Below are 25,091 nucleotides of genomic sequence, written 5' to 3' on the forward strand. Positions count from 1 at the left end.
ATAGGCTTCTCGACCATGGCCGGTCAGACGGGTGTGATTGTCACGCTGGACGGCGAAATTCATTCGCCGGAGGCGCCCCTGCTGTACGCCGACGACCTGGCGGCGGTCCGCGGTGACGGTGTCTTCGAGACGCTAATGGTCCGCGACGCCAGGGCCTGTTTGATCGAGCCGCATCTGCAGCGGCTGACCCAGTCGGCTGCGTTGACCGACCTGCCCCAGCCTGATCTGCCGCGGTGGCGAAGCGCAATCGAGGTAGCCACCCGGCACTGGTGCTCGGCGAACGCCGACGACGCGGCGATGCGGTTGATCTACAGCCGCGGTCGAGAGGGCGGTTCGGTGCCGACGGCCTACGTCATGGTCAACGCCGTTCCCGAACGCGTGACGGCGGTCCGGCGTGGCGGACTTGCGGCGATCACGCTCGACCGCGGGCTGCCGGCCAGCGGGGTCGACGCGATGCCGTGGTTGCTGGCCGGCGCCAAGACCCTGTCCTACGCGATCAATATGGCGGCCCTGCGCCATGCCGCCCGTCAGGACGCCGGTGATGTGATCTTCGTCAGCACGGACGGCTACATCCTGGAAGGCCCACGCTCGACGGTGGTCATCGCCGCCGCCTCTGAGAGCCCGGACGGTGATCCGTGCTTGCTGACCCCGCCGCCGTGGTACCCGATCCTGCGTGGCACCACCCAACAGGCCCTGTTCGAGGTGGCCAGGGACAAGGGCTACGACTGCGACTACCGGGCGTTGCGCGTCGCGGATCTGGATGCCGCCCAAGGCGTTTGGCTGATCTCGAGCATGACCTTGGCCGCCCGCGTGCATACCCTCGATGGCCGCCCGCTGCGGCCCTCACCGATGGCGACGGAGTTCGCCGAACTGGTTGACGCCGCAATCGTCAGCGATCGCTGAACGCTGAATTCTGTTGTCGGCTGGCCGATTCGCCGGTACGGTCGGTCGTACACAAGAAGGGAGGTGGTCCGCGAAATTGATAGCTTCATGGACATGTGAGGTGGCTGCGAGCTAGCAGCTGTGGCTTGGAAGAACTGGCGCCACACTCGCGCTAGCGAATTCCCCGCAGTCACCCGGCCCCCGAGCTTCCGGTTTTTGTCCGACCAGGAATACGGCTCGGGGGCCGCTCCATATCTAAAGGCCGTTACTAACCGACGAACCGGGACAGCCGTGCCGAGAGATGCGGCACCAGACCGCCGTCGGCGTCCACCCGCTCTTCGACGTAGGCCAGGTCGCCGCCTTCGATGATGCCGTAGAGGCGTTTCGCGCCGCCGACCAGCACTCCCGACCTGCTGCGGGCCAGCGCGTCGGTGACCAGCTCCCACGACGACTGGGTCAGCGGGCGGCCGTAGAACAGCTCGACGTAGCCAACCGAATGGGCCAACAGCAGTTCGATCGCGTTGGATTCGCCCGGATCGTCCGGATCGGCGACAAAGCGCCAGAACCCGGTCTCGCGCAGGCCGCGTTCTTGGTAGCCCCCCGTCTCGCTGAGGCGCCAGGAGCGGGCTTCCCAGTTCAGATAGTCGCCGCCGTCGTGCGACACCACGATCTGCTGGCCGAACCGGTAGTCGCCGTCGTGTCCACGGCCTTCGCCTTCGCCGCGCCACACGCCGACCAGCGGCAGCAGCGCCAGCAACGCATCGCTCAGGTTGGCGCCCTCGCGCAGGTTCGCGGTGTCGGCGGGCAGAGGCAGGTCATCGTACGACGGGATGTTGCGTCCGGCGGTCAGCTTCGCGCGCTCAGCCGCGGCGGCCACCGCCCGGTCGCCGGACCCGGCAGAACTAATCGGTTCGTCGGGGGTCACGTGCTCCTCCCCATCGCTGCGCTCTGGATCGTCGCCGGCGCGGGTCACGACTCGTCGGTAATGAGCCGATAGAGGGTGTACAGGGCGAACCATGAAATCACCACGACCGCCACAACCAGCATGATCTCGAAGAACAGCACCACGGGGACAAGTCTATTCGTCCCGCGGTATCCCCGTGGGGCACGGCTGGCGGGTCAGGCGATCTTGACGTCGACCTCGTGGATGCCCGCACCGGACGGCGCCACCACAGCATCGCCGTTGCCGGCCTTCGACAGGGCGCGCAGCGTCCAGGAGCCCGGCGCGGCGAAGAACCGGAAGTCACCGGTGGCCGACGCCACCACCTCGGCGGTGAATTCGTCGGAGGAGTCCAGCAAGCGGACGAATGCGCCGCCCACCGCCTGGCCCTCGCCGTCCACCACCCGACCGGTGATCACCGTTTCCTTCTCCAGGTCGACGCTGGCGGGCAACGTCAGTCCTTGTTTCGGTGCAGAGCACATATCAGCTTCCCAACTCGATCGGGGCACCCACCAGGGAGCCGTATTCCGTCCAACTGCCGTCGTAGTTCTTCACATTCCGATGCCCGAGTAATTCATAAAGAACGAACCAGGTGTGCGACGACCGCTCACCGATGCGGCAGTACGCGATCGTTTCCTTACTGCCGTCCAGGCCGGCACCGGCGTAGAGCTTGGCCAGCTCTTCGTCGGACTTGAAGGTGCCGTCCTCGTTCGCGGCCTTGCTCCACGGCACGTTGATGGCGCCGGGGATGTGACCGGGCCGCTGGCTTTGCTCCTGCGGGAGGTGCGCGGGCGCCAGGATCTTGCCCGAGAACTCATCGGGGGAGCGCACGTCAACCAGGTTCTTGACGTTGATGGCCGAAATGACTTCGTCGCGAAATGCCCGGATGCTGTTGTCCGGCGCGGCGGCGGTGTACGACGTCGCCGGTCTGGTGACGGTCTCGCTGGACAGCGCGCGCCCGTCCAGCTCCCATTTCTTGCGGCCGCCGTCGAGCAGCTTGACGTCGTCATGGCCGTACAGCTTGAAGTACCAGTAGGCGTACGCGGCGAACCAGTTGTTGTTCCCGCCGTAGAGGATCACGGTGTCGTCGTTGGAAATGCCCCGCTCGCTGAGCAGTTTGGAGAACTGCTGGGCGTCGACGAAGTCGCGTTTGACCGGGTCCTGCAAATCGGAGCGCCAGTCCAGCCTGATCGCGCCGGGGATGTGGCCGGCGTCGTAAGCGCTGGTGTCTTCGTCTACTTCGACGAAGACGACGCCAGAGGCGTCGAGATTGCTCTCAGCCCAGTCGGTGGAGACCAGGACGTCGGAGCGTGCCATGGAGTGGATCCTTTCAATCGCTTTTGTTACAGCAGGTCAGGTCGGACGCGTGCGGCGTCGGAAACGGGCCACCAGCGGATAGAGCTGGCAGCCCAGGCAGATGGCGAAGGCTGCGTTGAGAAACGCGGCCGCCAGGGCCGCCGCGGTGGCGACGACGCCGACCACGACCGCGCCGGTCGCGAATCCGACGGTTCCCAGCGCCGCGAAGATCAGGCCGACGAGTTGAGCGAACTTCAGCGGTGCGGTCGGCTCGCGATCCTGCACCGGGCCCAGCCGCGGTGCGACGAGCGTGGCGAAGATCCGGCCGTACGGATGATTACGCGGTCCGCCGACCGCGCCGATCGCGAAGATGACGGCCTGGGCGGCCAGGATCACCGCGGCAATCAGGGGACTGGTCGCGGACACGACCAGCGCCAGTACCAAGACTGCGGTGGTGACCCAGGCAGCGAATCGCGGTCCGCGCACGTCGACCAGGTCGGGCTGCGTGGTGGTGGTGTTGCTTGGCAAGGAACTGCTCCTGGATACCTGTGTTGCCGGCGGAAACGACGAATGGAGACGTGCCACGGTCTGGATCCCGGGCCGCTCCGAGTGCTACGCGAAAGCGCGGCTACTCAGCAGCAACAGCAACAACAACAGCCCGCGGTGCGGCACAGTTCAACTGCGCGACGCTGGGTGAGCATGGGCTCGAGGCGGGCTGACACGACGGTCAGCTTACCCAATGACACCGCGGTCAAGCCAACAGCGGTTTCAGTGCGGAGCGCAGGTCGGCCACGTTGGGCACCCCGGAGGCGCGGTATCGCTGCCGGCCGTCGACGTCGAAGATCAACGTGGTGGGCAGGGACAGCACCGAATACCGGCGTGCGGTCTGCGGATTTGCGTCCAGATCGACCTCGACGTGAGCCACCTCCCTCAGGTCGTCGCAGACCTGCTCGACGACCCGGCGGACCCGATCGCAAGGCCCACACCACGGCGCGCTGAAATGCACCACCGTCGGTCCGGTCCGGGAAAGCCCCAGGGCCGCGATGTCGGCGCCGGCGTCCTCCTGCGGCGCGGATGAGATTTCCCGGATTCGTCCGGATCGCCGCGTCAACAACCACCCGGCGAGGGTTGCCACGGCGAGCACCGCAACGGTCACGACGACTACGGTCATCAGCGCCACTGCTCCCCATCGCTTCGCTCTGCATTGTTGTCGGCGCGAGTCATGATTGCTTAAACCCCTCGAGGGTCACGGTTAGTCCATGGGTGATGCCCTCGATGATGACGTCGGATCCCCGGGCTCCCTCGGTGGTTGGCGCGACACCGAAGGGCAGGCGCTGGTTGGGCAGCCTTCCGCTGAAGGCGTGCAGCACCGCGTCGTATTTGTCCGCCGGCACCGTCTGGTCGGCGGTGTCGGACCCGGTGAGCACGCCGGTCGGGGTGAACACCAACGTCGCTGGGTCATCCGGGGCGATGGACAGGTCGACCGAGACGCTGACTCTTCGATCGAAGCCCGCCGATTTGGGGGTCCCGGTGAACACCAGCCCGTGGTTATCCGAGATACCCGATGCGGTGACACCGCCGGTCGAGGTGTTCGTTTCCTTGGGCGGCGCCTCGACCATCAGGTCGCTGATGCCCAGGAACCGGCCCAGATGCGTCGAATCGACAATGATCCGGCTCTCCAGTTTGCCCACCCCGAGCTTCGCGTCCGGGCTGATCAGCCACGACGCCTGGGCCAGGTCCACCGAGTACATCGTGGCTTCCAGGGTGGCCTTGCCGGTCATCGCGTGGTCGACGGCGTTGGCCTTGATCTCCACCTGGCTGTAGTTACCGCGCATCGCTTGCGGGAGGAAGGGAAACGCCACGATGGCCACGAAGGGGTCGGTGCCCAGCTTGGTCGCTTTACGAACGCTGGACGACAGTCGGTATTCGGCATAAATGCTGGTCCCGTAATCGAAGCTGATGGCGCCCAGGGCTACCACCGCAACCAGGATCGCGGTCGCGGTCACAGCAATCAGCACCTTGCGCACCCGCATATTGTGGCGCAACGCCTCAGAATCCCTCGCCGCCGGATCACTGGTGGTGGGGATCACAGTGCCTCGTCCTGCCACGCGAAAAAACCAGGTGACACGTTATCGTTAGATGACCTGGTAACTAACGCTTAACGGCGTTGTCAATTTGGGAGAAGCCGTTCCCCCGAGCTGGAGGGGCTAGTTGGAACTACTGCTGCTGACCTCGGAGCTTCATCCCGACCCGGTCTTGCCGTCGTTGTCCCTGCTTCCGCATACGGTCCGGACGGCGCCGCCAGAACCCGCTTCGTTGCTCGAGGCCGGGACCGCGGATGCGGTGATCGTTGACGCGCGGACCGATTTGTCGTCGGCCCGCGGACTATGCCGCCTGTTGAGCACCGCGGGCCGGTCGGGCCCCGTGCTCGCCGTGGTGAGCGAGGGTGGGCTGGTGGCCGTCAGCTCGGACTGGGGTCTGGACGAGATTTTGTTGCCCACGACGGGGCCCGCCGAGGTCGACGCGCGGCTGCGGTTGGTGATCGGCCGCCGCGGCGGACTCGCGGACCAGGAGAGCGCCGGCAAGGTCAGCCTGGGCGAGTTGGTGATCGATGAAGGCACCTACACCGCCCGGCTGCGGGGCCGCCCCCTGGACCTCACCTACAAGGAATTCGAGTTGCTCAAATATCTGGCCCAGCACGCCGGGCGGGTATTCACGCGCGCGCAGCTGCTGCACGAGGTATGGGGTTATGACTTCTTCGGCGGCACCCGCACCGTCGACGTGCACGTGCGTCGGCTGCGGGCCAAACTCGGTCCCGAGTACGAGGCGCTGATCGGTACCGTACGCAACGTGGGTTATAAGGCCGTCCGTCCCGCGCGCGGCCGTACGCCGACCGCCGAGACCGATGACGCCGACGGCGCCGGATCCGAATCGCAGGACGTCCAAGATCCGTTGGTCGATCCGTTGCACACGCAGTGACGTCGCCTGACTGGCGCCGCAGCCTGACCGTCGAGGAGCAGCGGGGCGTACGCGAACTTGTCAGTGCGGCAACCGAATCCGACGGGGTCGCCCCAGTTGGAGAGCAGGTGCTGCGGGAGCTCGGGCACGACCGCACCGAGCATCTGCTGATCACGAGTGCCGCGTCGGGGGCCACGACGGCCGGTGGCGCGATCGTCGGTTACCTCAATCTGAGTCCGCCGCGCGACGGCGAGACTTCGATGGCCGAGCTCGTGGTGCATCCGCAGGCGCGGCGGCGCGGCATCGGGTCGACACTGGCACGGGCCGCGTTGATGAAAACCGGTGCGGGCAATCGGTTTTGGGCGCATGGCACGCTTGAACCGGCCCGTGCGACCGCGTCCGCGCTGGGCCTGACCCCAGTGCGGGAACTGATGCAGATGCGACGCTCGCTGCGCGATCTGCCCGACACCGTGCCGGAGGTGCCCGGGGTGCAGATCCGCACCTACTCGGGTGCCGACGACGACGCCGAGCTGCTGCGGGTCAACAATGCCGCGTTCGCCTACCACCCCGAACAGGGCGGCTGGACGGACGTCGAGCTGGGGGAGCGCCGCAACGAACCGTGGTTCGACCCGGCGGGGCTGTTCCTGGCTTTCGGCGACTCGGGCAGCGACCAGGCCGGCACCCTGCTGGGGTTCCACTGGACCAAGGTGCATCTGGATCGGCCAGGCCTGGGCGAGGTGTACGTGCTGGGTGTCGATCCTTCGGCGCAGGGCCGCGGCCTCGGGCAGGCGCTGACCTCCGTCGGCATCGACTGGTTGGGGCGTCGCCTGGCCGACGCCCCCGAACCCACCGTGATGCTCTACGTGGAATCGGACAACGTCGCCGCGGTGCGCACCTACCAGCGCCTCGGGTTCACCACTTACAGCGTCGACACCGCATACGCGGTCGTTCCCGGGGCCAACTGACCGCGGGTACGAGGGGCACCTATCCAGATCGTTAATCTGGTCCTGGCCACCGAGACGTTGCCGCGGCGCATATTTTCGCCGGCACTTGGCAACCTCACGAGGGATGGCAGCGGCTACCACATGCGTCCGGAACGTGTCAGGAAAGCGAGATCGGTGAGGCTCGATAGGCAGGGCAGGGCGCTGGCCGCCGCGGCGCTGGTTACGGCGCTCGTTGCCGGAGCACTGACCGCCTGCGGAAGCGATGAGAACGGCCGCGGGACCGCAGGGCCCAGCTCCGGCGTCGCCGGAACTGCCGGGTGCGGGGGCAAGGACAAGCTGACGGCGGAGGGCTCGACCGCGCAAGAGAACGCGATCACGGTGTTCAACCAGGTGTGGGGCCAGTACTGCCCGGGAAAGGGCCTGGCTTACAACCCGACCGGATCCGGCGCCGGCCGTGAGCAGTTCATCGCCGGGCACGTCGATTTCGCGGGTGCGGACTCTCCTCTGGTCGCCGACCAGATCGGGCCCGCCGCCAAACGCTGTGACGGGAACCCGGCGTGGGACCTGCCCCTGGTCTTCGGCCCCATCGGGATCGTCTACAACCTGCCCGGAAACCCGTCCCTGGTGATCAACAGTGACGCGCTGGCCAAGATTTTCACCGGCAGGATCACCACCTGGAACGACCCGATCCTGGCGGCGCTGAACCCGGGTACGCCGCTGCCCGACTCCAAGATCGCGCCGATCTACCGGACCGACTCGTCGGGAACCACCGATAACGTCCAGAAATACCTCACCGCGGCCGCGCCCCAGAGCTGGTCCAAAGGAGTCGGCACCGAGTTCCAGGGCGGTGTCGGTGAGGGAGCCGCGAAGTCGGCCGGCGTCATCCAGGCGGTGCGCGCCACCCCGGGCTCCATCGGATACGTCGAGAAGGGCTTCGCCGACCAGGCCCGCATGCCGTACGCGAAGATCGCGACCCGCGGTGGCGTCATCCCGCTGACCAGCGAAACGGCCGGGAACGCCGTCAACGCGGCCAAATTTTTGGGCGAAGGCAATGACCTGGTGCTCGACCTCAACGCCATGTACGGCTCCGAGGAAGCGCACGTTTACCCGTTGTTGCTGGTCACCTATGAGATCGTGTGCTCAAAGGGGTACGACCCCCAGACCTCCGCGGCCGTCAAATCGTTCCTCGCCGTCTCCGCCAGCAGCGCGCAGGGCGAACTTGGAAAGGCCGGGTACGTACCGCTGCCCGATAAGGTCAGGGAACGACTGATTACGGCCATCAATGCGCTGCAGTAATCAAGTGCGCCGGGTGTCAAGGAGTGACAGCAGACCTGTGACGGGATCACAGTGACAACGCCGAATCCCATCGACGCGGGTTCGGGCGCGGTTGTCGCCGCGCCGTTTCCGGAGAGGCAGGCCGCACCCATCAGCCCTTGGGGACAGGGGCGTCCCCACGTGGCGGACCGAATTTTCCGCTGGCTCGCACAGTCCTCGGGCGTGCTCATCATCGTGGTCATCGCCGCGATCGCGGCGTTCCTGCTCGGACGCGCGATACCGGCGCTGCACCGGAATCGGGAGAACTTTTTCAGCTACGGCGGTGTTTGGGTCACCACGGACACCTCGGCGATGCACTTCGGTATCGCCAGCCTGGTGCCGGTCACCCTGTTCGTATCGCTGTTCGCGCTCGTCTTGGCCATGCCGGTCGCGCTGGGGGTGGCCATCTTCATCACTCAATACGCGCCGCGACGGGTCGCCACGCCGCTGGCGTACTCGGTCGACCTGCTGGCCGCGGTGCCCTCGATCATCTATGGAGCGTGGGGTCTGTACGTGTTGGCGCCGCAACTGCGCCCGGTCGCCACATGGCTCAATCGCTCACTGGGCTGGTGTTTTCTGTTCGCCAACGGCAATGCCTCACCGGCGGGCGGGGGAACCATCTTCACCGGTGGGGTCGTCTTGGCGGTGATGATCCTGCCGATCATCACCGCAGTAACGCGCGAAGTGTTCGTCCAGACACCGCAAGACCAGATCGAGGCCTTGCTGGCGCTCGGTGCCACGCGGTGGGAAGTGGTCAAGACGGTCACGCTGCCGTTCGGGCGGTCCGGTTATATCAGCGGATCGATGTTGGGGCTGGGCCGCGCCCTGGGCGAGACGGTGGCGCTGTTGATCATTCTGCGGGGCACCCAGGCAGCGTTCGGGTGGTCACTGTTCGATGGCGGCTCCACCTTTGCGACCAAGATCGCCGGCGCCGCGGCCGAATTCGATGACCGATACAAGGCCGGCGCGTACATCGCCGCGGGCCTGACGCTCTTCGTGCTCACGTTCCTGGTCGACGCTCTGGCACGGGGCACCGTCGCCGGGGCGGCGCGAAAGGGGGCCCGATGACCTCGATGTTGGACCGGCCGCTCAAGCCGCGGACGTTCTCGCCGGTTAGTTGGCGCCGTCGTACCTCGAACTTCATTGCGGCCCTGCTGGTTTCACTGTCGCTACTGGTCGCGGTGACCCCACTGGTGATGGTTTTGTGGTCGGTGGCCGTCAAGGGTTTCAAGGCGGTCGCGTCAACAGTGTGGTGGACGCACTCGCAAGCGGGAATGACGGCGTTCGTGACCGGGGGCGGCGCCTACCACGCGTTGATCGGCACCGTGCTGCAGGGATTGGTGTGTGCCCTCATCTCCGTCCCACTGGGGCTGATGGTCGCGATCTATCTGGTCGAGTACGGCGGCGGCACCGCGCTGGGGAGATTGGCGTCGTTCATGGTGGACATCCTGACCGGTGTGCCGTCGATCGTTGCGGCACTGTTCATCTACGCGTTGTGCGTTGCCATGCTGGGACTTCCCCGCTCGCAGTTCGCGGTGTCGCTGGCGCTGGTCTTGCTGATGCTTCCGGTGATCGTGCGCGCCACCGAGGAGATGCTGCGAATCGTCCCGGTGGACCTTCGCGAGGCCAGTTACGCGCTGGGCATCACCAAGTGGAAAACCATTGCCCGGGTGGTCATTCCAACCGGACTGTCCGGCATCGTCACCGGGATACTGCTGGCGATGGCCAGAGTGATGGGCGAGACGGCGCCGCTGCTGATCCTGGTCGGTTACGAACAATCGATAAACTTCGATATCTTCAGCGGGTTCATGGGGACGTTGCCCGGCATGATGTTCAACCAGACGACAGCCGGCGCGAGCCTCAACCCCATCCCCACGGATCGGCTGTGGGGTGCCGCGTTGACCCTCATCCTGGTGATCGCCATCATCAACATCGCGGCCCGAGCGATGGCAAGGTTTCTGGGCACCAGGAAGTCATAGGCAGGAGCACTAAGTGGCCAAACGGTTGGACCTCAAGAGCGTCAACATCTACTACGGATCGTTTCACGCGGTCTCGGATGTGACGCTGTCGGTTCTGCCCCGCAGCGTGACAGCGTTCATCGGGCCGTCGGGCTGCGGCAAAACGACGGTGCTGCGCACGCTCAACCGGATGCACGAGGTGGTGCCGGGCGGACGAGTCGAGGGCAGCGTGCTCCTCGACGACGAAGACATCTATGGCCCCGGAGTCGACCCGGTCGGCGTCCGCCGGGCCATCGGGATGGTGTTCCAGCGGCCGAACCCGTTCCCCGCCATGTCGATTCGCGACAACGTGGTGGCCGGCCTGAGACTGCAGGGGGTGCGCAACCGCAAAGTGCTCGATGAGACGGCCGAGTATTCGCTGCGCGGGGCGAACCTGTGGGATGAGGTCAAGAACCGGTTGGACCGGCCCGGCGGCGGATTGTCCGGCGGCCAGCAGCAGCGCCTGTGCATCGCGCGCGCCATCGCGGTGCAACCCGATGTGCTGCTGATGGACGAACCGTGTTCGGCGCTCGACCCGATCTCGACGATGGCGATCGAGGAGCTGATCAGCGAATTGAAGCAGGACTACACCATCGTCATCGTCACCCACAACATGCAGCAGGCGGCGCGGGTCAGCGACTACACGGCGTTCTTCAACCTGGAAGCCGTCGGAAAACCGGGGCGGCTGATCGAAGTCGACGACACCGAGAAGATCTTTTCCAACCCGAACCAGAAGGCGACCGAAGACTACATCTCCGGCCGATTCGGCTAGCCCGACGACGAAGCAGCTCGTGTACCGAGGTGTGAGGAGTCGGGCAATTGAACTAGTCCGACGCCGTTTCGCTTACCGCGACGGGGGTTTCGCCTCTTCCTCGGGAAGTCTGCCGGTCGCCTGGAAGATGACTCGCCGGGCCACTTCGACGGCGTGGTCGGCAAAACGCTCGTAGAACCGGCCCAGCAACGTCACGTCGACGGCCGCCGCGACGCCGTGCTTCCATTCACGGTCCATCAGCACCGAGAACAAATGCCGGTGCAGATCGTCCATCGCGTCATCTTCTTCGCGAATCCGGGCGGCCTTCTCCGGGTCTCGCGACAGCACCACCTCCTGGGCGCTGTTGCCCAATTCGACCGCGATGCTGCCCATTTCGGCGAAATAGCCATTGACCTCTTCGGGTAAGGCGTGCTGGGGATGCCGTCGACGGGCGATCTTGGCGACGTGCAGTGCCAACGCACCCATCCGGTCGATGTCCGCCACCATCTGGATCGCGCTCACAATCGCCCTCAGATCGCCGGCCACCGGGGCCTGTAAAGCCAGTAGTACGAAGGCGCTTTCCTCGGCGCGCGCGCTCAGCACGGCGATGGCTTCGTGATCGGAGATGACTTGTTCGGCTAGCACCAAGTCGGCTTGCAACAGAGCCTGGGTGGCCCGCTCCATAGCGATTCCTGCCAAGCCGCACATCTCGCCGAGGCGCTCGGACAACTCCGAGAGTTGCTCGTGGTAGGCGGTCCGCATATCACCAGGGTACGGTCTCGCCGCCCGAAACGGGCGGCGGAGCGCCGTCAAAAGCGCTCACTCGCAGGTGGTGTCGGCCGCGTTGGTGACGGATAGGTCTTCGGGGAGCTTGGCCGGCGCGTTGCTCGAGCCGCGTTCGATTTGCAGGCTCATCGAAGAGCCGCTCGGCGAGGGTGCGGATACCGACTTGAAGTCGGGACCCAAAACAACCTGAACGACCTGTCCGTAGCCGGAAACCCGCTGGACTTTCGCGTTGGCGAACGAGGATGCGACGGTGGCGGCGGCCTCTTCGTTGCCCGGCGAGAACAGCACCGTCGTCGCGTTGACCGAGCTCGGATAATCGTCGGGTGACATCACGTTGAAGCCGTCGTGCTTGAGCTGGGTGCTCGCGGTGGCCGCCAGACCGCTTTGCGTGGTCGCGTTGGAAACCCGCACCGTCACACCGCTTGGCGAGGTCGTGGTGATCTGCTCGGGTTGCGCCTCCGGCGCCGGTGCCGGTGATTTCTTGGTGGTGGGCGCCTTGGACGGGCCCTTCGTTCCAGAAGTACTCAAATTCTGCGCGTTGTGGTCGTTTTCCTCGGGCAGCGGATCGTCGTTGATCACGGCGTCGAACAGCGCCCGCATGTCGTCCATCCGTGGCGGCTCGTCGCCGTTCTGATCGGTCACGCCGGTCGGCACGGTGACGAATGTGACGTGTCCGGCCACCATGCCCTGCAACGACTGACCGAGTTGGACCAGGTCTTTGGACCGCACGTTGTCGACGACCGTGTCGCTGATGAACATGTTGACGACGTTGTTGAGCTTGTTGAGGTCCAGGAGTGTGTCTGCGGAGATCAACGAGCGCAGCAGCGACGACAAGAACAGTTGCTGGCGCTTGATCCTGCCGTAATCGCCGTTGACCTCGGTGGTGACCTGGCGTGCCCGCACGTAGTTCAGGGCGGTGGAGCCGTCGAGGACCTGTCGCCCACCGTGTTCGAGGACGGTGCCTAACTCGTAGTCGTGCAGCGGCGTGCTCGAGCAGACCTCAACGCCGCCGAGGGCGTCGACCATTTTCGCGAAGCCGGAGAAGTCGACGGCGATGAAGCGGTTGATGCTCAAGCCGGACAGCTTCTGGATTTCCTTCACCAGACACTTCGGACCGCCGAAGGCGAACGCCGAGTTCAGTTTGGTCTCGGTGTAGATCATCTTCGGGCCATAGGTCTTGGTCTTCGGGTCGTAGAGGGGCCCGTACTTACCCGTTTCCGGGTTCCACGCTTCGCATTGCATCGGGGTGATCGCCAGGTCGCGGGGGAACGACACCGCCACTACGCGCTTACGGTTGGCCGGAATGTTGACCAGCATGACCGTGTCCGAGCGCTCTCCGTCGGCGTCGTCGGTGGTTCCGGCACCCATGTTGGCGTTGTCGCCCAGGCGCGAATCGAGGCCGACGATCAGGAAGTCCTCGTCGCCGTACTGTCCACCCGGGTCGCGGATGTCGCTGGAATTCTGATCGAGCGCGCTGATCGTATTCAGCCGGGCGTTTTTCGACGTGCTCCATTGCCAGGCCCCGCCGGTCATGGCCAGGGCCAGTACGGCGGCCAGGGCCGCTGTCGAACGCGCGGCCACCAGCAATGGTCGGCGCCGGCGTTTGGGTTCCTCGTCGCTGACCTGCGGAGCTGGGTCTTCCAGGTCGTCGTCGTTCGGGTAATCGGCGGCCTCGAGGGCCCGAAGCTCGGCGGCGGCGTCCGATGAGTAGGCGAGGTCGTCGATCACCTGCGTTTTCTGCAGCTCGATCGGCAGGGCCGGCTCGGCGCGGGTCGGCTCGATCTCCGGGTCCTCCGGAACGGCACGATGATGGACCGGCCGGCTGGGGACACCGATCTTGGCGATCAGATCGGCGACGCTGACGCCGCCGCCGGCGTGGGATCCGCCCCGTTCGACGTCGTCCTCGCGCGCCTCGACGGGTTCGATCGTGGCCTCCGGCTGCCAGCGGTGCAGGTTGTCGTCGGCCGGGGGTCGGAAGAATCGCTCCCAGGGAGCCGCGCCCGACGGCGCCTGGTGCGCGGTAAGTGGATACGTATGCGCCCAGCCCGGTCCATGCCGACCGTTGCGAGTGGCGTCGTTCTCGGCGTCACTCATGTCGTACCGGCCTCCGAAGCTCTGATGCAGACGTCAGCGTGTCCGTGCGTAATGTCAGCGCAGTGCCGCGTTGCGGCCGCTACGGCTGGTGCCAACCAGTTTCGTCACCCTGGCCTGGGGGCCACGGAACCGATCCGCCACCCAGGCGCATGCAACAAAGCCCACATCGTACTGAGTTATCGGCCCGGACGCGATTCCTCGCGGTCGGCTCATCCCCCGGAGTGCATGACGTCGGCGCCTGCAGGCACGGTGCAATCGTCCGGGTCGATCAGCCAGCCTTCCGGCAGGATCACCCGGGCCGGTGAACCCTGCCTGCCGCGCGGGCCCGTCGCCTCGTCGGGGAACGGCACGGAGCCGTCCAACCGGTCGAGCAGAAAGTCCAGCTCATCGAGCGTCTTGACCATCGCCAGCGCGCGGCGCAGCTCGGAGCCGGCCGGAAAGCCGTGCAGGTACCAGCCGATGTGTTTGCGGATGTCGCGCATGCCCTTGTCCTCGCCGAAGTGCGCGGCCAGCAGCTGCCCGTGGCGCCGGACGACGTCGGCGACCTCGCCGAGCGTCGGGGGCGTGGGCGGCGGGGTGCCGGTGAAGGCGGCCGACAGCTCGGCGAACAACCAGGGCCGGCCCAGGCAGCCGCGGCCGATGACGACGCCGTCGCATCCGGTGCTGGCCATCATCGTCAGCGCGTCGCTGGCGTCATAGATGTCGCCGTTGCCCAGCACCGGGATCGTCTGCACCTGCTGTTTGAGCCGAGCGATCTGGTCCCAGTCGGCGGTGCCGGAGTAGCGCTGCGCGGCCGTCCGGGCATGCAGCGCGACGGCAGCGGCCCCTTCGGCTTCGGCGATGCGGCCGGCGTCGAGGTGAGTGTGGTGCTCGTCGTCGATCCCGACCCGGAACTTAACGGTCACCGGGATCTGAGTGCCCTCGGTGCCCCGCACCGCCGCGGCGACGATCTGACCGAACAGTCGCCGTTTGTACGGCAGCGCCGAACCGCCGCCGCGCTTGGTCACCTTGGGCACTGGGCAGCCGAAATTCATGTCGATGTGATCGGCCAGGCCTTCGTCGGCGATCATCTTCACGGCCGCATAGGTGGTCGCGGGGTCGACGGTGTAGAGCTGCAGCGAGCGGGGTGACTCGTCGGAGGCGAACGTCGTCATGTGCAGAGTGGCCGGATGACGCTCGACAAGCGCACGCGCCGTGACCATTTCGCAGACATAGAGCCCGCTGACGGTGCCTACCCTGGCTTGCTCAAGCTCGCGGCACAGCGTCCGGAATGCGACGTTTGTCACACCCGCCATCGGTGCCAGGACCACCGGGCTGGCGAGCGCGATGGAACCGATGCGCACCGCTTGGCTACCGCCGGCTCATGGTCAGCGTGCCCGCGGTCTGGTGTAGCTCGAGCGCGGTGGTCCTTTTGCCCGTGCGGGCTTCCCGCTCGAGCTGACGCTGCTTGGAAATCTCGAACTTCTCGCAAGTTTGCTCGAGTTCCTTGATCAGCAGCGCGAGGTCGTCGCGCATGGCAGCCGCCTCACCGGTGAAGTCCTCACGCTCGAAGATGCGCCATTTCTTCAGCACCGGCATGACCACATCGTCGAGGTGGATGCGCGGGTCGTACACGCCGCCCACGGCGATGACGACGGCCTTCCGGCGGAACTCGGGCACCTGGTAGCCCGGCATCTGGAAGTTGCGCAGGACCTTGTGCAGCGACTTCATCGCCTGGTTGGGCGCGATCGCGAACCCGGCATCGCTGACATCCCGGTAGAAAATCATGTGCAGGTTCTCGTCGGCCGAGATCTTGGCCAGTAACTGGTCGGCGATCGTCTCGTTGCAGGCCTTGCCGGTGTTGCGGTGCGAAATCCGGGTCGCCAGTTCCTGGAACGTCACATAGATGACCGAGTCGAACAGGCTCTCGGCGAACAGATCGGCTCGAACCTGACGGTTCTGGCCCGGGCTGAAGCCGCGGTTCACCACCTCGATGCGCAGTTTCTCCAATTCGACAGGGTCGACCGCGCGGGTCACCACCAGGTAATCGCGCAGCGCGATACCGTGCCGGTTCTCCTCAGCGGTCCAGCGGTTGACCCACTGCCCCCACGCGTCATCCAGGCCGAAGTTCATCGCGATCTCGCGGTGATAGGACGGCAGGTTGTCCTCGGTCATCAGGTTCTGCACCATCGCCACCTGGGCGACGTCCGAGAGCTGGGACTGACCGGGCTCCCAATCCTGCCCACCGAGCGCGTAGAAGTTCTTGCCGTCCGACCAGGGGATGTAGTCGTGCGGGTTCCAGTTCTTGTGCATGCTCTCGTGCCGATTCAGGTACTTCTCGACTGACGGCTCGAGCTCGTGCAGCAGCTGTAGGTTAGTCAGCTCAGCTGACATCGGTCCTCCAGTTATCTGTGTCGATGGGTAGCAGTCAATATATCTGTGTACCCGGGTAGCATCAAGTTCCTCGTCGGCGCGCCAGGTGACGTTTTTGCACCGGTTGTCCACCTGCACGGCTTGCGGATGAAGCGCGATTGAAAACGCGCGTTACTGCGACTTGCCGAGCTCGCCGGCCGGCACGTACGGCGCGGCCGTGATGTGCAGCATGTTGATGCAGTAATCGATGAATTGTTTGCGAGTCGCGCCGAGCTGCCCGTGCAGGTAGGCGGTGAATAGGCTCGACAACCCGCCGATCAGGCTGGTGGCGATCATCTTCTGCAGTACCGCATCGCCGATCCGGGACAGCTTGTGTTGCAGCAGATCGATGAAATTGGGCATCCACTCCACGCCCGAGCGGATCAGAACGGGCTCCACCGCCGGCGCCAGCAACAGCACCCTTCCGCGGACCGGGTCGTCGACCATCAGCTCGACGAATCGCTCGACCGCCTCGCGCGGCGTCGTCGCCGACGTCAGCGCGTTCATGGCGCGCGTGCAGACATCGTCGTAGACCGCGCGCACGAATTCGTCACGGTCGGCGAAGCTTTCGTAGAAGTAGCGTTCGGTCAGCGCGGCCTCACGGCAGACCGCGCGCACGGTCAGCGCGGGCCCCCCGGCACTGCCGAGCAACTGCACGCCGGCGCTGATGAGGTTGTCCCGGCGGAGCGCGAGTCGACTCTCCAAGGGGACGCCGGTCCAGCGCCCCCGTCGTTGACCCGTCTGCACATCGCTCCTAAGCTCTAGATTGACAACGGTTGTAGTCAAAATTCCACGATACCTGTAGGGACCTGATAGTGACTCAAGATACGTCCGCATCGCCCTCCGTGACCAGCGACGTCGCAGGTAGCGATGTCGCCTGCGCCGCTGAGCAGTCGGTTTCGGCCGCGTCGGCCGACGCATCCGACGGTCTCGCCGGTGGCTGTCCGGTCTCGGCGACGGGATACGACGCACCGCCCGCACCGTTGGGGCCCGATTCGCTGACCTGGCGGTACTTCGGGGATTGGCGGGGCATGCTGCAGGGTCCCTGGGCGGGTTCGATGCAGAACATGCACCCTCAGCTGGGCGCGGCGGTCATCGATCACTCCACGTTCTTCCGCGAGCGCTGGCCGCGTCTGCTGCGCTCGTTGTACCCCATCGGGGGGGTCGTGTTCGACGGGGATCGCGCCCCGAGCACCGGTGCCGAGGTCCGCGATTACCACACCGACATCAAGGGGGTCGACGAACAGGGCCGGCGCTACCACGCCTTGAACCCCGACGTCTTCTACTGGGCGCATTCCACCTTCTTCATGGGCACCATTCACGTGGCCGAACGATTCTGCGGCGGGATCACCGAGGAGCAGAAGCGGCAGTTGTTCGACGAACACGTCGAGTGGTACCGGATGTACGGCATGAGCATGCGCCCGGTGCCGGGATCCTGGGAGGAATTCCAGGCCTACTGGGACCACATGTGCCGCAACGTGCTGGAGAACAACTGGGCGGCCCGCGCCGTGCTCGATCTGACCGAGCTGCCGAAACCTCCATTCGCGCAGTGGATTCCGGAATGGTTGTGGGCCGCGCAACGCAAACTGTTGGCACCGTTCTTTGTCTGGGTGACGGTAGGCCTGTACGACCCACCGGTGCGGGAGCTGATGGGCTACCGCTGGTCACGCCGCGACGAGTGGCTGCACCGGCGCTTCGGCGACCTCGTCCGTGGTGTCTTTGCCCTGCTGCCCCCCAGATTCCGTAAGCACCCTCGGGCCCGGGCCGGCTTGGACCGCGCCAGCGGGCGGATCCCACTCGATACGCCACTGGTGCAAACCCCGGCGCGCAACCTTCCGCCCGAAGAGGAGCGCGGCAACCCCAAGCACTACTGCCCGATGGTCTCCTAAGCCCTCGAGGGTCCGCTCGCGCTATGCGTGCGGGTGACCGTGAACTTCTTCCAGGCCCGCCTGGTGCACGTGCTGATGGTTGTGTTCGGTTCCGTCCTCGTGGGCATGGGAGTGCTCGTGCTCAACATGGTCGTGCTCGTGGGTCGTGTGCGCGTGGGCATGCGTCACGTCGCCGTGCTGGTGTTCGTGCGCGTGTGGCGCGTCGTGGGTGTGCTCTTCGCTCATTGCTGTGTTCTCCTTTGAAATGCCTTGTGGCTATTGCTCGCTCAGCGCGTCGCGCTGCCGCTTCGGCGGGCCGGATGACTGGCCGACGGCCTTGAGCCCGCTGTCCCCGCGATGGTGACCGGGCACACCGGGCCCGGCGTGCTCGGCGTTGAAGACCGCGTCGATGACGAGTTGGCGGACGTGATCGTTCTCCAGGCTGTAGAAGATCGTCGTGCCCTCCCGGCGGGTGCGAACCAGCCGCGCCATCCGCAACTTCGCGAGGTGCTGGGAAACCGACGGGGCCGGTTTGCCCACGTGCTCGGCGAGTTCGTTGACCGCCATCTCGCGGTCCGTCAACGACCAGAGCACCTGCACGCGCGTGGCATCGGCCAGCATCCGGAACACCTCGACCACCAGACTGGCCTGGTCGTCGGGCAGCCGGCCTTCGCTGTTATCTGCATGCATACGCAAATACTAGCGAAAGCCGGTCCCGCTGCCAAGGACGCGATTCAGCAGGGTGGGACGACCGTCGAGCGGCGGCCGCCGTTGCGCTCGTTCCAGAGCCGGTAGACCTCCACGGCGTCGGCTCTGGGCTCGTAGCGCATGGGCAGGCGTCGCTGGTCCCATTCCTTCGCGAATTCGTCGTAGAAGGTGGACAACTCGAAGTACTTGCGGTCATCCAGGTAGTACCGCTCGTAACTGTCCCGCGTTGTCAGGAAGACGACTTCCCTGGGTGAGCAGTAGTACAGCGAGCCCAGGCACATCGGGCACGGGTGGGCCAGCACATAGATGGTGGCGTCGACGAGGTGCTCGGTGCCCAGCTTCATGCAGGCCTCGCGGATGGCCAGGATCTCCGCGTGCGCGGTGGGATCGTTCGTCTGGGCGACCTTGTTGGCGCTCTCGGCGAGCACGGCGCCGTCCTGGACGATCACCGTCGCGAACGGGCGACCGCCCTCGGTCACGTTGCGGCGAGCCAGGTCGATCGTCCGCTGCGCGAAATCGGTCATCGGGTCCTCAGGCGTAGAGCGGGGGGCGGATAACTCGGAGAGTAGTCCCGCGAGCCGGGACGCGACCTTGTGATATTAACTAGACTGTCTATGTTTTCCGGACCCGGTTTGAGGGGGCACCATGGCGCGCACCGAACGTGATCGGTGGGATCTCGCGACGAGTGTCGGCGCGACGGCGACCATGGTGGCCGCCCAGCGGGCACTGTCTTCCGACGCGAAGCTGATCGACGACCCGTATGCCGCTCCGCTGGTGCGCGCGGTCGGGATCGACGTCTACGTCAGACTGGTGAACGGCGAAATCGCTGCCGGCGGGAACACGGAGTTCGATCCGCAGCGAATGGCGCGGGGGATGGCCTGCCGAACCCGCTTTTACGACCAGTTCTTTATGGAGGCGACCCGCAGCGGCATCGGCCAGGTGGTGATCCTCGCGTCGGGTCTCGATTCCCGCGCCTACCGGTTGCCCTGGCCGGCGGGGACGGTCGTCTACGAGGTCGACATGCCCGAGGTGATCGAATTCAAGACCCTGACGCTGGGCGATCTGGGAGCCGAGCCGACCGCCGAGCGTCGCACCGTCGCCATCGACCTGCGCGACGATTGGGCCTCGGCCCTGCAGGCGGCCGGATTCGATCCACAGGCCCCCTCGGCATGGAGCGCCGAAGGCCTGCTGGTCTACTTGCCGGACGAAGCGCAGGACGCGCTGTTCGACAACATCTCGGCCCTGAGTGCGCCCGGCAGCCGTCTCGCCTTCGAATTCGTCCCTGACACCGCCGTTTTCGCCGACCCGCGCTGGCGCGCGCATCACGACCGGATGAGCGAACTAGGGTTCGAGATCGACTTCAACGACCTCGTCTATCACGGGCAGCGCAGCCACATCGTCGACCACCTGGGCCAGCGTGGCTGGCAGACTACGTCCACCACCTTGCGGAGTTGCACGCGGCCAATGGATTCGTTTACGCCGACGACGACGTCGCCGCGGCCTTCGCCGACATCACTTACAGCAGGGCGGTGCTCGGGCGATGAGCCGTGCGCCGAGCGGGGCTGGCGCGTTGCGGTGCCCCCACCAGGGCTCGAACCTGGGACCTGCGGATTAAAAGTCCGTAGCTCTACCAACTGAGCTATAGGGGCTGCGAAGATTCAGGATACTTGGACCCAAAACGAGGCTCGTTTGAGGATTGGGCACACGGTGACCTAAGCTGACGTGGCTCCCAACGAAACCACGTTGCGAGTACCCCGGAGTGATTCGGTTCTGGCCCCCATCGTCTAGTGGCCTAGGACGCCGCCCTTTCACGGCGGTAGCACGGGTTCGAATCCCGTTGGGGGTACGCGACGCGGTGACGCGGAGCAGCAGCAAGGCCCTGTGGCGCAGTTGGTTAGCGCGCCGCCCTGTCACGGCGGAGGTCGCGGGTTCGAGTCCCGTCAGGGTCGCCAAGCGCGGCGAGGCACTCGCTGCCCTCCGGCCAGGTAGCTCAGTCGGTACGAGCGTCCGCCTGAAAAGCGGAAGGTCGGCGGTTCGATCCCGCCCCTGGCCACCAACCTTGAGCTGCACGGACGCGGTGACAGCACTCTATGGATGTTTCGGTGTGTCCGGTTCCTGTCCGTTCGCCTGGTCTTTGGCGACGTCATTGAGCCGGTCGAGATTCGTAGCGACGTGGTCGAGTTCGTCTGAGTAGAGGTCGCTGTAGATGTTGGCGGTGACGGTCGGCGTCGAGTGCCCCATGGTCTTCTGGACGTAGCGGAGGTCGGCCCCGGATTTGCGGGCGAGGCTGGCGTACGTGTGGCGGAGGTCGTGGATCGTCAGCGGCGCCAGGCCGGTTTTCTTGAGCGCTTTGTTCCAGTGGGTGTGTCTGCGCCAGTTGTTTGATCTCAGGAAGCCGCCATTTGGTGATGTGATCGCTTGCTCTTTAGTCGAGCGGTTTTCGATTCGTGGCTTGAGCGCGTCGATGACGATTCGGGGGAGTGGGACGGTTCGGACGGCTGCGCGAGTTTTCGGCGGCCCGACGATGATTCGGCCCTCTACGTCCGGGGCGGCTTGGCGGACGTAGAGGCGGCGTGCTTTGAGGTCGATGTCGCCGACGCGCAGGCCGACGAGTTCGGACCAGCGCAGACCGGTAAAGGCCAGGATTGTGACGATGTCGCCTTGGTCGCCGCAGGCGTTTGCCAGGACGGCGACTTCCGTAGCGGAGAGGTAGCGGTGACGTTCCCGCGCCGGAATCCGACCGGATGACACACCCTGGGCCGGGTTGATGTGAATTCGGCCGTCCTCGCGAGCCATGTCGAGAATCGAGCGCAGCAGCCGGAGTGTGGCGAGTTTGGCCCACGGGCCCACGGTGAGGCCGCCGATGAACTGCTGCACGTCCTTCCGGCTGATCTCGTCAACCGGGACATGGCCGAAGCGCGGGCTGATACGCAGCTCCCAATGCTGCGCGTAGCCGCTCCACGTCTTGGGGGAAACGGCCGGCTGCTTCGATGCGCTGTATTGCGTCCAGATAGCGGAGAGGCTGGCGCGGCCAAGTCTGGGGTCGAATCGTCGGGCGCCGATCGCCGCCTCGCCGTCGCGATCGGCCTTGAACGCGCGCGCTTCCCGCATGGTGGCAAACGTCGATGACGTCTCGACCCATCCTGACGGGGAGTTTGGATCGCGCACCAGGTAGCGCACTTGGTAGCGCGCCTGGCCGGCTGAATTCGTCCGCTTTCGGATGCCGCGCGGTACTGATCCGGCCACTTAGCGGCGCGCCTGCTTGAGCCACGCGCGGACTTCCGCTGCGTCCCAACGTCTTACGCGATCAGATAGCGTGTAGCACGGCGGCCCCACATCTGCGCCGTGTTCGCGTAGCGCGCCCCATCGGCTCACGGTGGCAGTGGACACGCCAAGCAGCTCCGCCACCTGCTCCGCTGTCAGAAGCTCTGGAAAGGTCGCTAGTGCGGTGGTGGCGTTGATGCCAAGAGTTGCCATGCCGCTGTCCTCAGTTCTGTGCGGGACCAGTGGGTCTTTGGCTAGTGAGACCGTATTCTTGTGCAACAGAACGGATTAACGAATCTGGCCAGTAGTCGGCACGTACTCGCATCGTTGATCCGTCTTCGGCGATGACGTATCCGGTCCCAGGTTCACTCTGGTTGATGCGGTGCGCGGGTGCGGCATCAGCGAGGCCATCACCCAGAACCATCGCGACTTCGTCGCGTGAACGCAGCCGCAATGCAACGGTCTGGGTGAACAACCCGCGCATAGGCAGAATCTCCTTGCGAGGGTCCTGCATGAAGGCGGCGACCACGATGCCTACGGCCCTGCCCTTTGTCAGGATGCGTGAGAGTGAGCCCGCAACTTGCTTCCTCAGGGCGGCGTCCGTCATGTACGCGGTCAAGCCCGCCAATTCATCTATAAGCAGCACGACGAGCGGTTCGGCGGCGCTCGGTGTGTGCGAACGTGCTCGGCCAGCCATCCTGCGGCCACGGCTATCCAGCAGCTCCTCCAACTTGTTAAGCAGGCTCGCGGCCTCGACCTCGGTTGTCGCAATCTTGCTGAATAGGGCGGAGCCGACTGACACTTCGATCCCGTACTTGAGGTCGACGGCGAACAGCCGGACGGTTCCTGACTTGACGGCTGGGCCCAATCCGCCTGCGATGCCCCAGAAAACGGAGCCTTTGCCCGCCCCTGAGCACCCAACAGTGAGGGTGTGGAGGCCAGCGAGACGCAGAATCCAAGGCGAGCCGTTCTCGCGTCGACCAATCTTAACGGCCGTCGTCTCGGTGCTGCTTGGCCGCGTAGCTGTCTCGATGGCCGACAGCTGTTGTCGCATAACCAATTCCATGCGAACCGTCCCGGGTGCAACCACCGTGAAACGGGCGGAATGTGCCCCGGCAGCGTCGCGGATCGCGGGGACCGCGTTTTCGAGATCATCGACCGTCTGGCCCGTTCGTGTGCGGACGGTCATGTGCAGACAGTGATCGGAGATGCTCACCCCGAGAAGGCGAGGGTGGGTCCAAACTGTCTTCGTCGTGGTCTTGCCCTGCGAGTCCGTACCTGCGACGCGCTCGGAAGTCGACAACCCGCAGGCCTTGGCAACTCGCGGCCAGGAGATCAACGCCCATAGCAGCCATCGGGTCCGTCGCGCAGGGGTTGCAACATAGCGCCCAAATGTGGCGGGTGAACGCAGTCTCCAAACGACGAACGAAAGGGTGACCACGCCGATCACCGCGATGAGGCACGTGGCGCCGACCGTCAGTAGGTGCGTGAGGTCAAAGAGGTCCATCCCGGCGTCGGTATCTGGAATCGAATACGGATCGCCAGGTACTACGAGGTCGTTCGGACTCATGCTGACGCCCGGTCTGCCGCTGAGGACCCCGCCTTGCCGGTGTCCGCGGTCATGCCCGAGGCCCGAAACGACCACGCAATGCGGCCGGATTCACTCGAACGGTCTACGTACGGCAACACGCACAGCCCTTCGAAAATCACTGGTGTGAAAGGCACTCCGGCAGTGTTCGGTGGGCACACAGGCTGCTTGGGCGTTGCGAACTTGACGGTCAGGGTGCGTGCCCGCTTACTCGCGGCCGGATCGCCGTCGAGGACTTCCACCTGCCACAACGGCAGGCCTGTTTCTCGATCAGTCGCCTGAACCTTGTTGTCTTTCGTTGACCGCTCGTAATCGATCACCGGCGTCACGTCGGACACCACGAACGCTTTGTGTGGGAAAACCTGCTGGTGAGACAGCTTGAGCCACTTCGGCACAGACATTTTGTCGACCTTTCGTAGAACTGCTCTAGACAAGTTGAGGTTACATAGTCGTCTAGAGGAGTGCAACGCCGGACACGTGATTCGTGTGAGACTTTGCGCTCAGCGGGCCGGGAACTCGTATTCGAGCAGGTAGGCGGAGGCCACCTTCACGGTGTCGCAGACCTCCACCGCCACGTCATCGGTGTCGTAAGCGGTTCGCCGCACCGTCAGCACCGGAACTCCCGAGTCAAGCTCCAGCTGCCGCCGTTCATCAGGAGTGGGCATCCGAGCGGCGACTTCTTCAGTGAAGCGAGCAAGCACATGACCGTGCTCTTCTAAGCGCGCGTAGATACCACCGGGTCCGGTATCCACCTGCTCGATCCTCGTGCCTTCGGCAAATGCCGCCGGAATGTACGAGACGGCCGTCTCAACGGGTCGCCCATTCGCCAGGTAACGCCTCGATCGCACGACGATGTCATCGTCGGCCGATATTCGAAGTTGTTCCGCTATAAACGAATTCGGCTTCTCGCGGCTGACGGCGATATTGTCGACTTGCGGCGAGTAGCCGGATTTCTCTGCCTCGACGGAAAAAGCCGCCTTTCCTTCGGCGCGATGCTGTCGTGCGAATCTATCCGATGCCAGCCTGCGGATTGGTGGAGTCGGCCGGACGAACACTCCGCGGCCGTGTTGCGAGATGACGAGTCCGTCGGAACGAAGCTCCTGCACGGCCTGTCTTACGGTCATGCGGGCCACACCGAAATGCTCGATCAGTTCCGCCTCGGATGGCAGTCGTTCCCCAGGCGGGAGCCGACTGGAACTGATCGCCTCTCGCAGTATGCCGGCGATCTGCCTATATGGCGGTTTGTCATCGCCTCGATCGATTTGTCCAAGTTGCAGCACCCGGCAGCCTTCCATTACATGTCTAGACGA

28 protein-coding genes, 4 tRNA genes and 1 pseudogene are annotated in these 25,091 nt (G+C 65.2%); 12 read left to right on the forward strand and 21 right to left on the reverse strand.

What is annotated here, in order from left to right:
- The first annotated feature begins 33 nt into the window (after nucleotides 1-33).
- Complete coding sequence (locus tag AC5Y4F_RS22955) at nucleotides 34-903, forward strand: aminodeoxychorismate lyase (protein WP_499998937.1); 870 nt, start codon at nucleotides 34-36, stop codon at nucleotides 901-903.
- Nucleotides 904-1,150: 247 nt separating this feature from the next.
- Here AC5Y4F_RS22955 and AC5Y4F_RS22960 read toward each other — a convergent pair whose 3' ends face one another.
- The 7 genes from AC5Y4F_RS22960 to lmeA form a co-directional block, all read right to left on the reverse strand.
- Nucleotides 1,151-1,855 (reverse strand): heme-binding beta-barrel domain-containing protein, encoded by a 705-nt coding sequence (locus tag AC5Y4F_RS22960; RefSeq protein ID WP_369829660.1) that lies wholly within the window; start codon nucleotides 1,853-1,855, stop codon nucleotides 1,151-1,153.
- A gap of 146 nt (nucleotides 1,856-2,001) precedes the next feature.
- Nucleotides 2,002-2,304, reverse strand: a complete 303-nt coding sequence (locus AC5Y4F_RS22965) for a DUF1416 domain-containing protein (protein ID WP_007777644.1) — start codon at nucleotides 2,302-2,304, stop codon at nucleotides 2,002-2,004.
- A 1-nt stretch (nucleotide 2,305) separates the two neighbouring features.
- Nucleotides 2,306-3,139: a sulfurtransferase gene (locus AC5Y4F_RS22970; RefSeq protein ID WP_067929850.1), complete on the reverse strand. Its 834-nt coding sequence runs from the start codon at nucleotides 3,137-3,139 to the stop codon at nucleotides 2,306-2,308.
- Nucleotides 3,140-3,175: 36 nt separating this feature from the next.
- Entirely contained in the window at nucleotides 3,176-3,646 is a 471-nt protein-coding gene (locus AC5Y4F_RS22975; RefSeq protein WP_067929849.1) for a DUF4395 domain-containing protein, read from the reverse strand.
- Between the two features lie 104 nt (nucleotides 3,647-3,750).
- A complete protein-coding gene (locus tag AC5Y4F_RS22980; RefSeq protein WP_499998884.1) occupies nucleotides 3,751-3,864 on the reverse strand; it encodes a putative leader peptide in 114 nt (37 codons plus the stop codon).
- A gap of 5 nt (nucleotides 3,865-3,869) precedes the next feature.
- Nucleotides 3,870-4,289: a thioredoxin family protein gene (locus AC5Y4F_RS22985; protein ID WP_082947402.1), complete on the reverse strand. Its 420-nt coding sequence runs from the start codon at nucleotides 4,287-4,289 to the stop codon at nucleotides 3,870-3,872.
- 49 nt (nucleotides 4,290-4,338) lie between these two features.
- Nucleotides 4,339-5,151 carry a mannan chain length control protein LmeA gene (gene lmeA / locus AC5Y4F_RS22990; RefSeq protein ID WP_067929848.1) on the reverse strand — a complete coding sequence of 271 codons (813 nt, stop codon included), beginning with the start codon at nucleotides 5,149-5,151 and terminating at the stop codon, nucleotides 4,339-4,341.
- 178 nt (nucleotides 5,152-5,329) lie between these two features.
- On the opposite strand from lmeA, the gene AC5Y4F_RS22995 reads away from it, so the two are divergent.
- The 6 genes from AC5Y4F_RS22995 (at nucleotide 5,330) to pstB (ending at nucleotide 11,103) form a co-directional block, all read left to right on the forward strand.
- Nucleotides 5,330-6,097: a winged helix-turn-helix transcriptional regulator gene (locus AC5Y4F_RS22995; RefSeq protein ID WP_067929847.1), complete on the forward strand. Its 768-nt coding sequence runs from the start codon at nucleotides 5,330-5,332 to the stop codon at nucleotides 6,095-6,097.
- Nucleotides 6,094-7,041 (forward strand): mycothiol synthase, encoded by a 948-nt coding sequence (gene mshD, locus AC5Y4F_RS23000; RefSeq protein ID WP_067929846.1) that lies wholly within the window; start codon nucleotides 6,094-6,096, stop codon nucleotides 7,039-7,041. Before AC5Y4F_RS22995 ends, mshD begins: the two co-directional genes overlap by 4 nt.
- Nucleotides 7,042-7,194: 153 nt before the next feature.
- Nucleotides 7,195-8,316: a phosphate ABC transporter substrate-binding protein PstS gene (gene pstS / locus AC5Y4F_RS23005; protein ID WP_067929845.1), complete on the forward strand. Its 1,122-nt coding sequence runs from the start codon at nucleotides 7,195-7,197 to the stop codon at nucleotides 8,314-8,316.
- Between the two features lie 51 nt (nucleotides 8,317-8,367).
- Entirely contained in the window at nucleotides 8,368-9,402 is a 1,035-nt protein-coding gene (gene pstC / locus AC5Y4F_RS23010) for a phosphate ABC transporter permease subunit PstC (RefSeq protein WP_369829659.1), read from the forward strand.
- A complete protein-coding gene (pstA, locus tag AC5Y4F_RS23015) occupies nucleotides 9,399-10,313 on the forward strand; it encodes a phosphate ABC transporter permease PstA (RefSeq protein WP_067929843.1) in 915 nt (304 codons plus the stop codon). The genes pstC and pstA overlap by 4 nt, the downstream gene beginning before the upstream one ends.
- Nucleotides 10,314-10,326: 13 nt before the next feature.
- Entirely contained in the window at nucleotides 10,327-11,103 is a 777-nt protein-coding gene (pstB, locus tag AC5Y4F_RS23020) for a phosphate ABC transporter ATP-binding protein PstB (protein ID WP_067929842.1), read from the forward strand.
- A gap of 72 nt (nucleotides 11,104-11,175) precedes the next feature.
- Here pstB and phoU read toward each other — a convergent pair whose 3' ends face one another.
- The 5 genes from phoU to AC5Y4F_RS23045 form a co-directional block, all read right to left on the reverse strand.
- Nucleotides 11,176-11,844: a phosphate signaling complex protein PhoU gene (gene phoU, locus AC5Y4F_RS23025; protein WP_067929841.1), complete on the reverse strand. Its 669-nt coding sequence runs from the start codon at nucleotides 11,842-11,844 to the stop codon at nucleotides 11,176-11,178.
- Nucleotides 11,845-11,901: 57 nt separating this feature from the next.
- On the reverse strand, nucleotides 11,902-13,962 hold the full coding sequence (locus tag AC5Y4F_RS23030) for an LCP family protein (protein ID WP_499998889.1): 2,061 nt from the start codon (nucleotides 13,960-13,962) through the stop codon (nucleotides 11,902-11,904).
- A gap of 209 nt (nucleotides 13,963-14,171) precedes the next feature.
- Nucleotides 14,172-15,305 carry a tRNA dihydrouridine synthase DusB gene (gene dusB / locus AC5Y4F_RS23035; RefSeq protein ID WP_499998891.1) on the reverse strand — a complete coding sequence of 378 codons (1,134 nt, stop codon included), beginning with the start codon at nucleotides 15,303-15,305 and terminating at the stop codon, nucleotides 14,172-14,174.
- A 7-nt stretch (nucleotides 15,306-15,312) separates the two neighbouring features.
- Complete coding sequence (locus tag AC5Y4F_RS23040) at nucleotides 15,313-16,335, reverse strand: acyl-ACP desaturase (RefSeq protein ID WP_067929838.1); 1,023 nt, start codon at nucleotides 16,333-16,335, stop codon at nucleotides 15,313-15,315.
- A 150-nt stretch (nucleotides 16,336-16,485) separates the two neighbouring features.
- Nucleotides 16,486-17,100, reverse strand: a complete 615-nt coding sequence (locus AC5Y4F_RS23045) for a TetR/AcrR family transcriptional regulator (protein WP_156749880.1) — start codon at nucleotides 17,098-17,100, stop codon at nucleotides 16,486-16,488.
- Nucleotides 17,101-17,168: 68 nt separating this feature from the next.
- Here AC5Y4F_RS23045 and AC5Y4F_RS23050 point away from each other — a divergent pair, with 68 nt between their 5' ends.
- Complete coding sequence (locus tag AC5Y4F_RS23050) at nucleotides 17,169-18,242, forward strand: oxygenase MpaB family protein (protein ID WP_499998895.1); 1,074 nt, start codon at nucleotides 17,169-17,171, stop codon at nucleotides 18,240-18,242.
- A gap of 21 nt (nucleotides 18,243-18,263) precedes the next feature.
- Here the strand turns inward: AC5Y4F_RS23050 and AC5Y4F_RS23055 are convergent, their stop codons facing one another.
- The 3 genes from AC5Y4F_RS23055 to AC5Y4F_RS23065 are packed head-to-tail and all read right to left on the reverse strand — an operon-like array spanning nucleotide 18,264 to nucleotide 19,453.
- On the reverse strand, nucleotides 18,264-18,467 hold the full coding sequence (locus tag AC5Y4F_RS23055) for a zinc transporter Slc39a7 (RefSeq protein WP_082947399.1): 204 nt from the start codon (nucleotides 18,465-18,467) through the stop codon (nucleotides 18,264-18,266).
- 30 nt (nucleotides 18,468-18,497) lie between these two features.
- Nucleotides 18,498-18,911, reverse strand: coding sequence for an ArsR/SmtB family transcription factor (locus AC5Y4F_RS23060; RefSeq protein ID WP_156749879.1), 414 nt, complete (start codon nucleotides 18,909-18,911; stop codon nucleotides 18,498-18,500).
- Between the two features lie 44 nt (nucleotides 18,912-18,955).
- Entirely contained in the window at nucleotides 18,956-19,453 is a 498-nt protein-coding gene (locus AC5Y4F_RS23065) for a nucleoside deaminase (protein ID WP_499998901.1), read from the reverse strand.
- A 121-nt stretch (nucleotides 19,454-19,574) separates the two neighbouring features.
- Here AC5Y4F_RS23065 and AC5Y4F_RS23070 point away from each other — a divergent pair.
- Nucleotides 19,575-20,473: pseudogene (locus AC5Y4F_RS23070) on the forward strand (class I SAM-dependent methyltransferase).
- 32 nt (nucleotides 20,474-20,505) lie between these two features.
- Here the strand turns inward: AC5Y4F_RS23070 and AC5Y4F_RS23075 are convergent.
- A tRNA-Lys gene (locus AC5Y4F_RS23075) sits at nucleotides 20,506-20,578 on the reverse strand.
- Between the two features lie 124 nt (nucleotides 20,579-20,702).
- Between AC5Y4F_RS23075 and AC5Y4F_RS23080 the strand changes: the two genes are divergently transcribed.
- From AC5Y4F_RS23080 to AC5Y4F_RS23090, 3 genes are all read left to right on the forward strand, one after another.
- Nucleotides 20,703-20,775, forward strand: a tRNA-Glu gene (locus AC5Y4F_RS23080).
- Between the two features lie 29 nt (nucleotides 20,776-20,804).
- Nucleotides 20,805-20,881 (forward strand) — tRNA-Asp (locus AC5Y4F_RS23085).
- A 27-nt stretch (nucleotides 20,882-20,908) separates the two neighbouring features.
- Nucleotides 20,909-20,985: transfer RNA gene (locus AC5Y4F_RS23090), tRNA-Phe, on the forward strand.
- A 32-nt stretch (nucleotides 20,986-21,017) separates the two neighbouring features.
- On the opposite strand, the gene AC5Y4F_RS23095 is transcribed toward AC5Y4F_RS23090, so the two are convergent.
- The 5 genes from AC5Y4F_RS23095 to AC5Y4F_RS23115 form a co-directional block, all read right to left on the reverse strand.
- Nucleotides 21,018-22,175 carry a site-specific integrase gene (locus AC5Y4F_RS23095; protein WP_473123849.1) on the reverse strand — a complete coding sequence of 386 codons (1,158 nt, stop codon included), beginning with the start codon at nucleotides 22,173-22,175 and terminating at the stop codon, nucleotides 21,018-21,020.
- Nucleotides 22,176-22,406: a helix-turn-helix transcriptional regulator gene (locus AC5Y4F_RS23100; protein ID WP_473123850.1), complete on the reverse strand. Its 231-nt coding sequence runs from the start codon at nucleotides 22,404-22,406 to the stop codon at nucleotides 22,176-22,178.
- A 10-nt stretch (nucleotides 22,407-22,416) separates the two neighbouring features.
- Complete coding sequence (locus tag AC5Y4F_RS23105; protein ID WP_473123851.1) at nucleotides 22,417-23,763, reverse strand: cell division protein FtsK; 1,347 nt, start codon at nucleotides 23,761-23,763, stop codon at nucleotides 22,417-22,419.
- The gene (locus tag AC5Y4F_RS23110) at nucleotides 23,760-24,182 is read right to left on the reverse strand and encodes a plasmid replication, integration and excision activator (protein WP_473123852.1); all 423 of its coding nucleotides are present in this window, start codon (nucleotides 24,180-24,182) and stop codon (nucleotides 23,760-23,762) included. The genes AC5Y4F_RS23105 and AC5Y4F_RS23110 overlap by 4 nt, the downstream gene beginning before the upstream one ends.
- Nucleotides 24,183-24,281: 99 nt before the next feature.
- Nucleotides 24,282-25,076, reverse strand: a complete 795-nt coding sequence (locus AC5Y4F_RS23115) for a GntR family transcriptional regulator (RefSeq protein ID WP_473123853.1) — start codon at nucleotides 25,074-25,076, stop codon at nucleotides 24,282-24,284.
- Nucleotides 25,077-25,091: the final 15 nt, after the last annotated feature.

The organism is Mycobacterium sp. NGS56, assembly GCF_059812425.1.

Excerpts from the sequence above, each read along its gene's own strand:
- lmeA (WP_067929848.1), bottom strand. The coding sequence starts at position 5,151 with ATGCGGGTGCGCAAGGTGCTGATTGCTGTGACCGCGACCGCGATCCTG.
- pstA (WP_067929843.1), top strand. The coding sequence starts at position 9,399 with ATGACCTCGATGTTGGACCGGCCGCTCAAGCCGCGGACGTTCTCGCCG.
- AC5Y4F_RS23065 (WP_499998901.1), bottom strand. The coding sequence starts at position 19,453 with ATGACCGATTTCGCGCAGCGGACGATCGACCTGGCTCGCCGCAACGTG.
- AC5Y4F_RS23105 (WP_473123851.1), bottom strand. The coding sequence starts at position 23,763 with ATGAGTCCGAACGACCTCGTAGTACCTGGCGATCCGTATTCGATTCCA.
- AC5Y4F_RS22970 (WP_067929850.1), bottom strand. The coding sequence starts at position 3,139 with ATGGCACGCTCCGACGTCCTGGTCTCCACCGACTGGGCTGAGAGCAAT.
- AC5Y4F_RS23060 (WP_156749879.1), bottom strand. The coding sequence starts at position 18,911 with ATGCATGCAGATAACAGCGAAGGCCGGCTGCCCGACGACCAGGCCAGT.
- AC5Y4F_RS23110 (WP_473123852.1), bottom strand. The coding sequence starts at position 24,182 with ATGTCTGTGCCGAAGTGGCTCAAGCTGTCTCACCAGCAGGTTTTCCCA.
- AC5Y4F_RS23055 (WP_082947399.1), bottom strand. The coding sequence starts at position 18,467 with ATGAGCGAAGAGCACACCCACGACGCGCCACACGCGCACGAACACCAG.
- phoU (WP_067929841.1), bottom strand. The coding sequence starts at position 11,844 with ATGCGGACCGCCTACCACGAGCAACTCTCGGAGTTGTCCGAGCGCCTC.
- AC5Y4F_RS23115 (WP_473123853.1), bottom strand. The coding sequence starts at position 25,076 with ATGGAAGGCTGCCGGGTGCTGCAACTTGGACAAATCGATCGAGGCGAT.
- AC5Y4F_RS22985 (WP_082947402.1), bottom strand. The coding sequence starts at position 4,289 with ATGACCGTAGTCGTCGTGACCGTTGCGGTGCTCGCCGTGGCAACCCTC.
- AC5Y4F_RS22965 (WP_007777644.1), bottom strand. The coding sequence starts at position 2,304 with ATGTGCTCTGCACCGAAACAAGGACTGACGTTGCCCGCCAGCGTCGAC.
- AC5Y4F_RS23100 (WP_473123850.1), bottom strand. The coding sequence starts at position 22,406 with ATGGCAACTCTTGGCATCAACGCCACCACCGCACTAGCGACCTTTCCA.
- AC5Y4F_RS23040 (WP_067929838.1), bottom strand. The coding sequence starts at position 16,335 with ATGTCAGCTGAGCTGACTAACCTACAGCTGCTGCACGAGCTCGAGCCG.
- AC5Y4F_RS23030 (WP_499998889.1), bottom strand. The coding sequence starts at position 13,962 with ATGAGTGACGCCGAGAACGACGCCACTCGCAACGGTCGGCATGGACCG.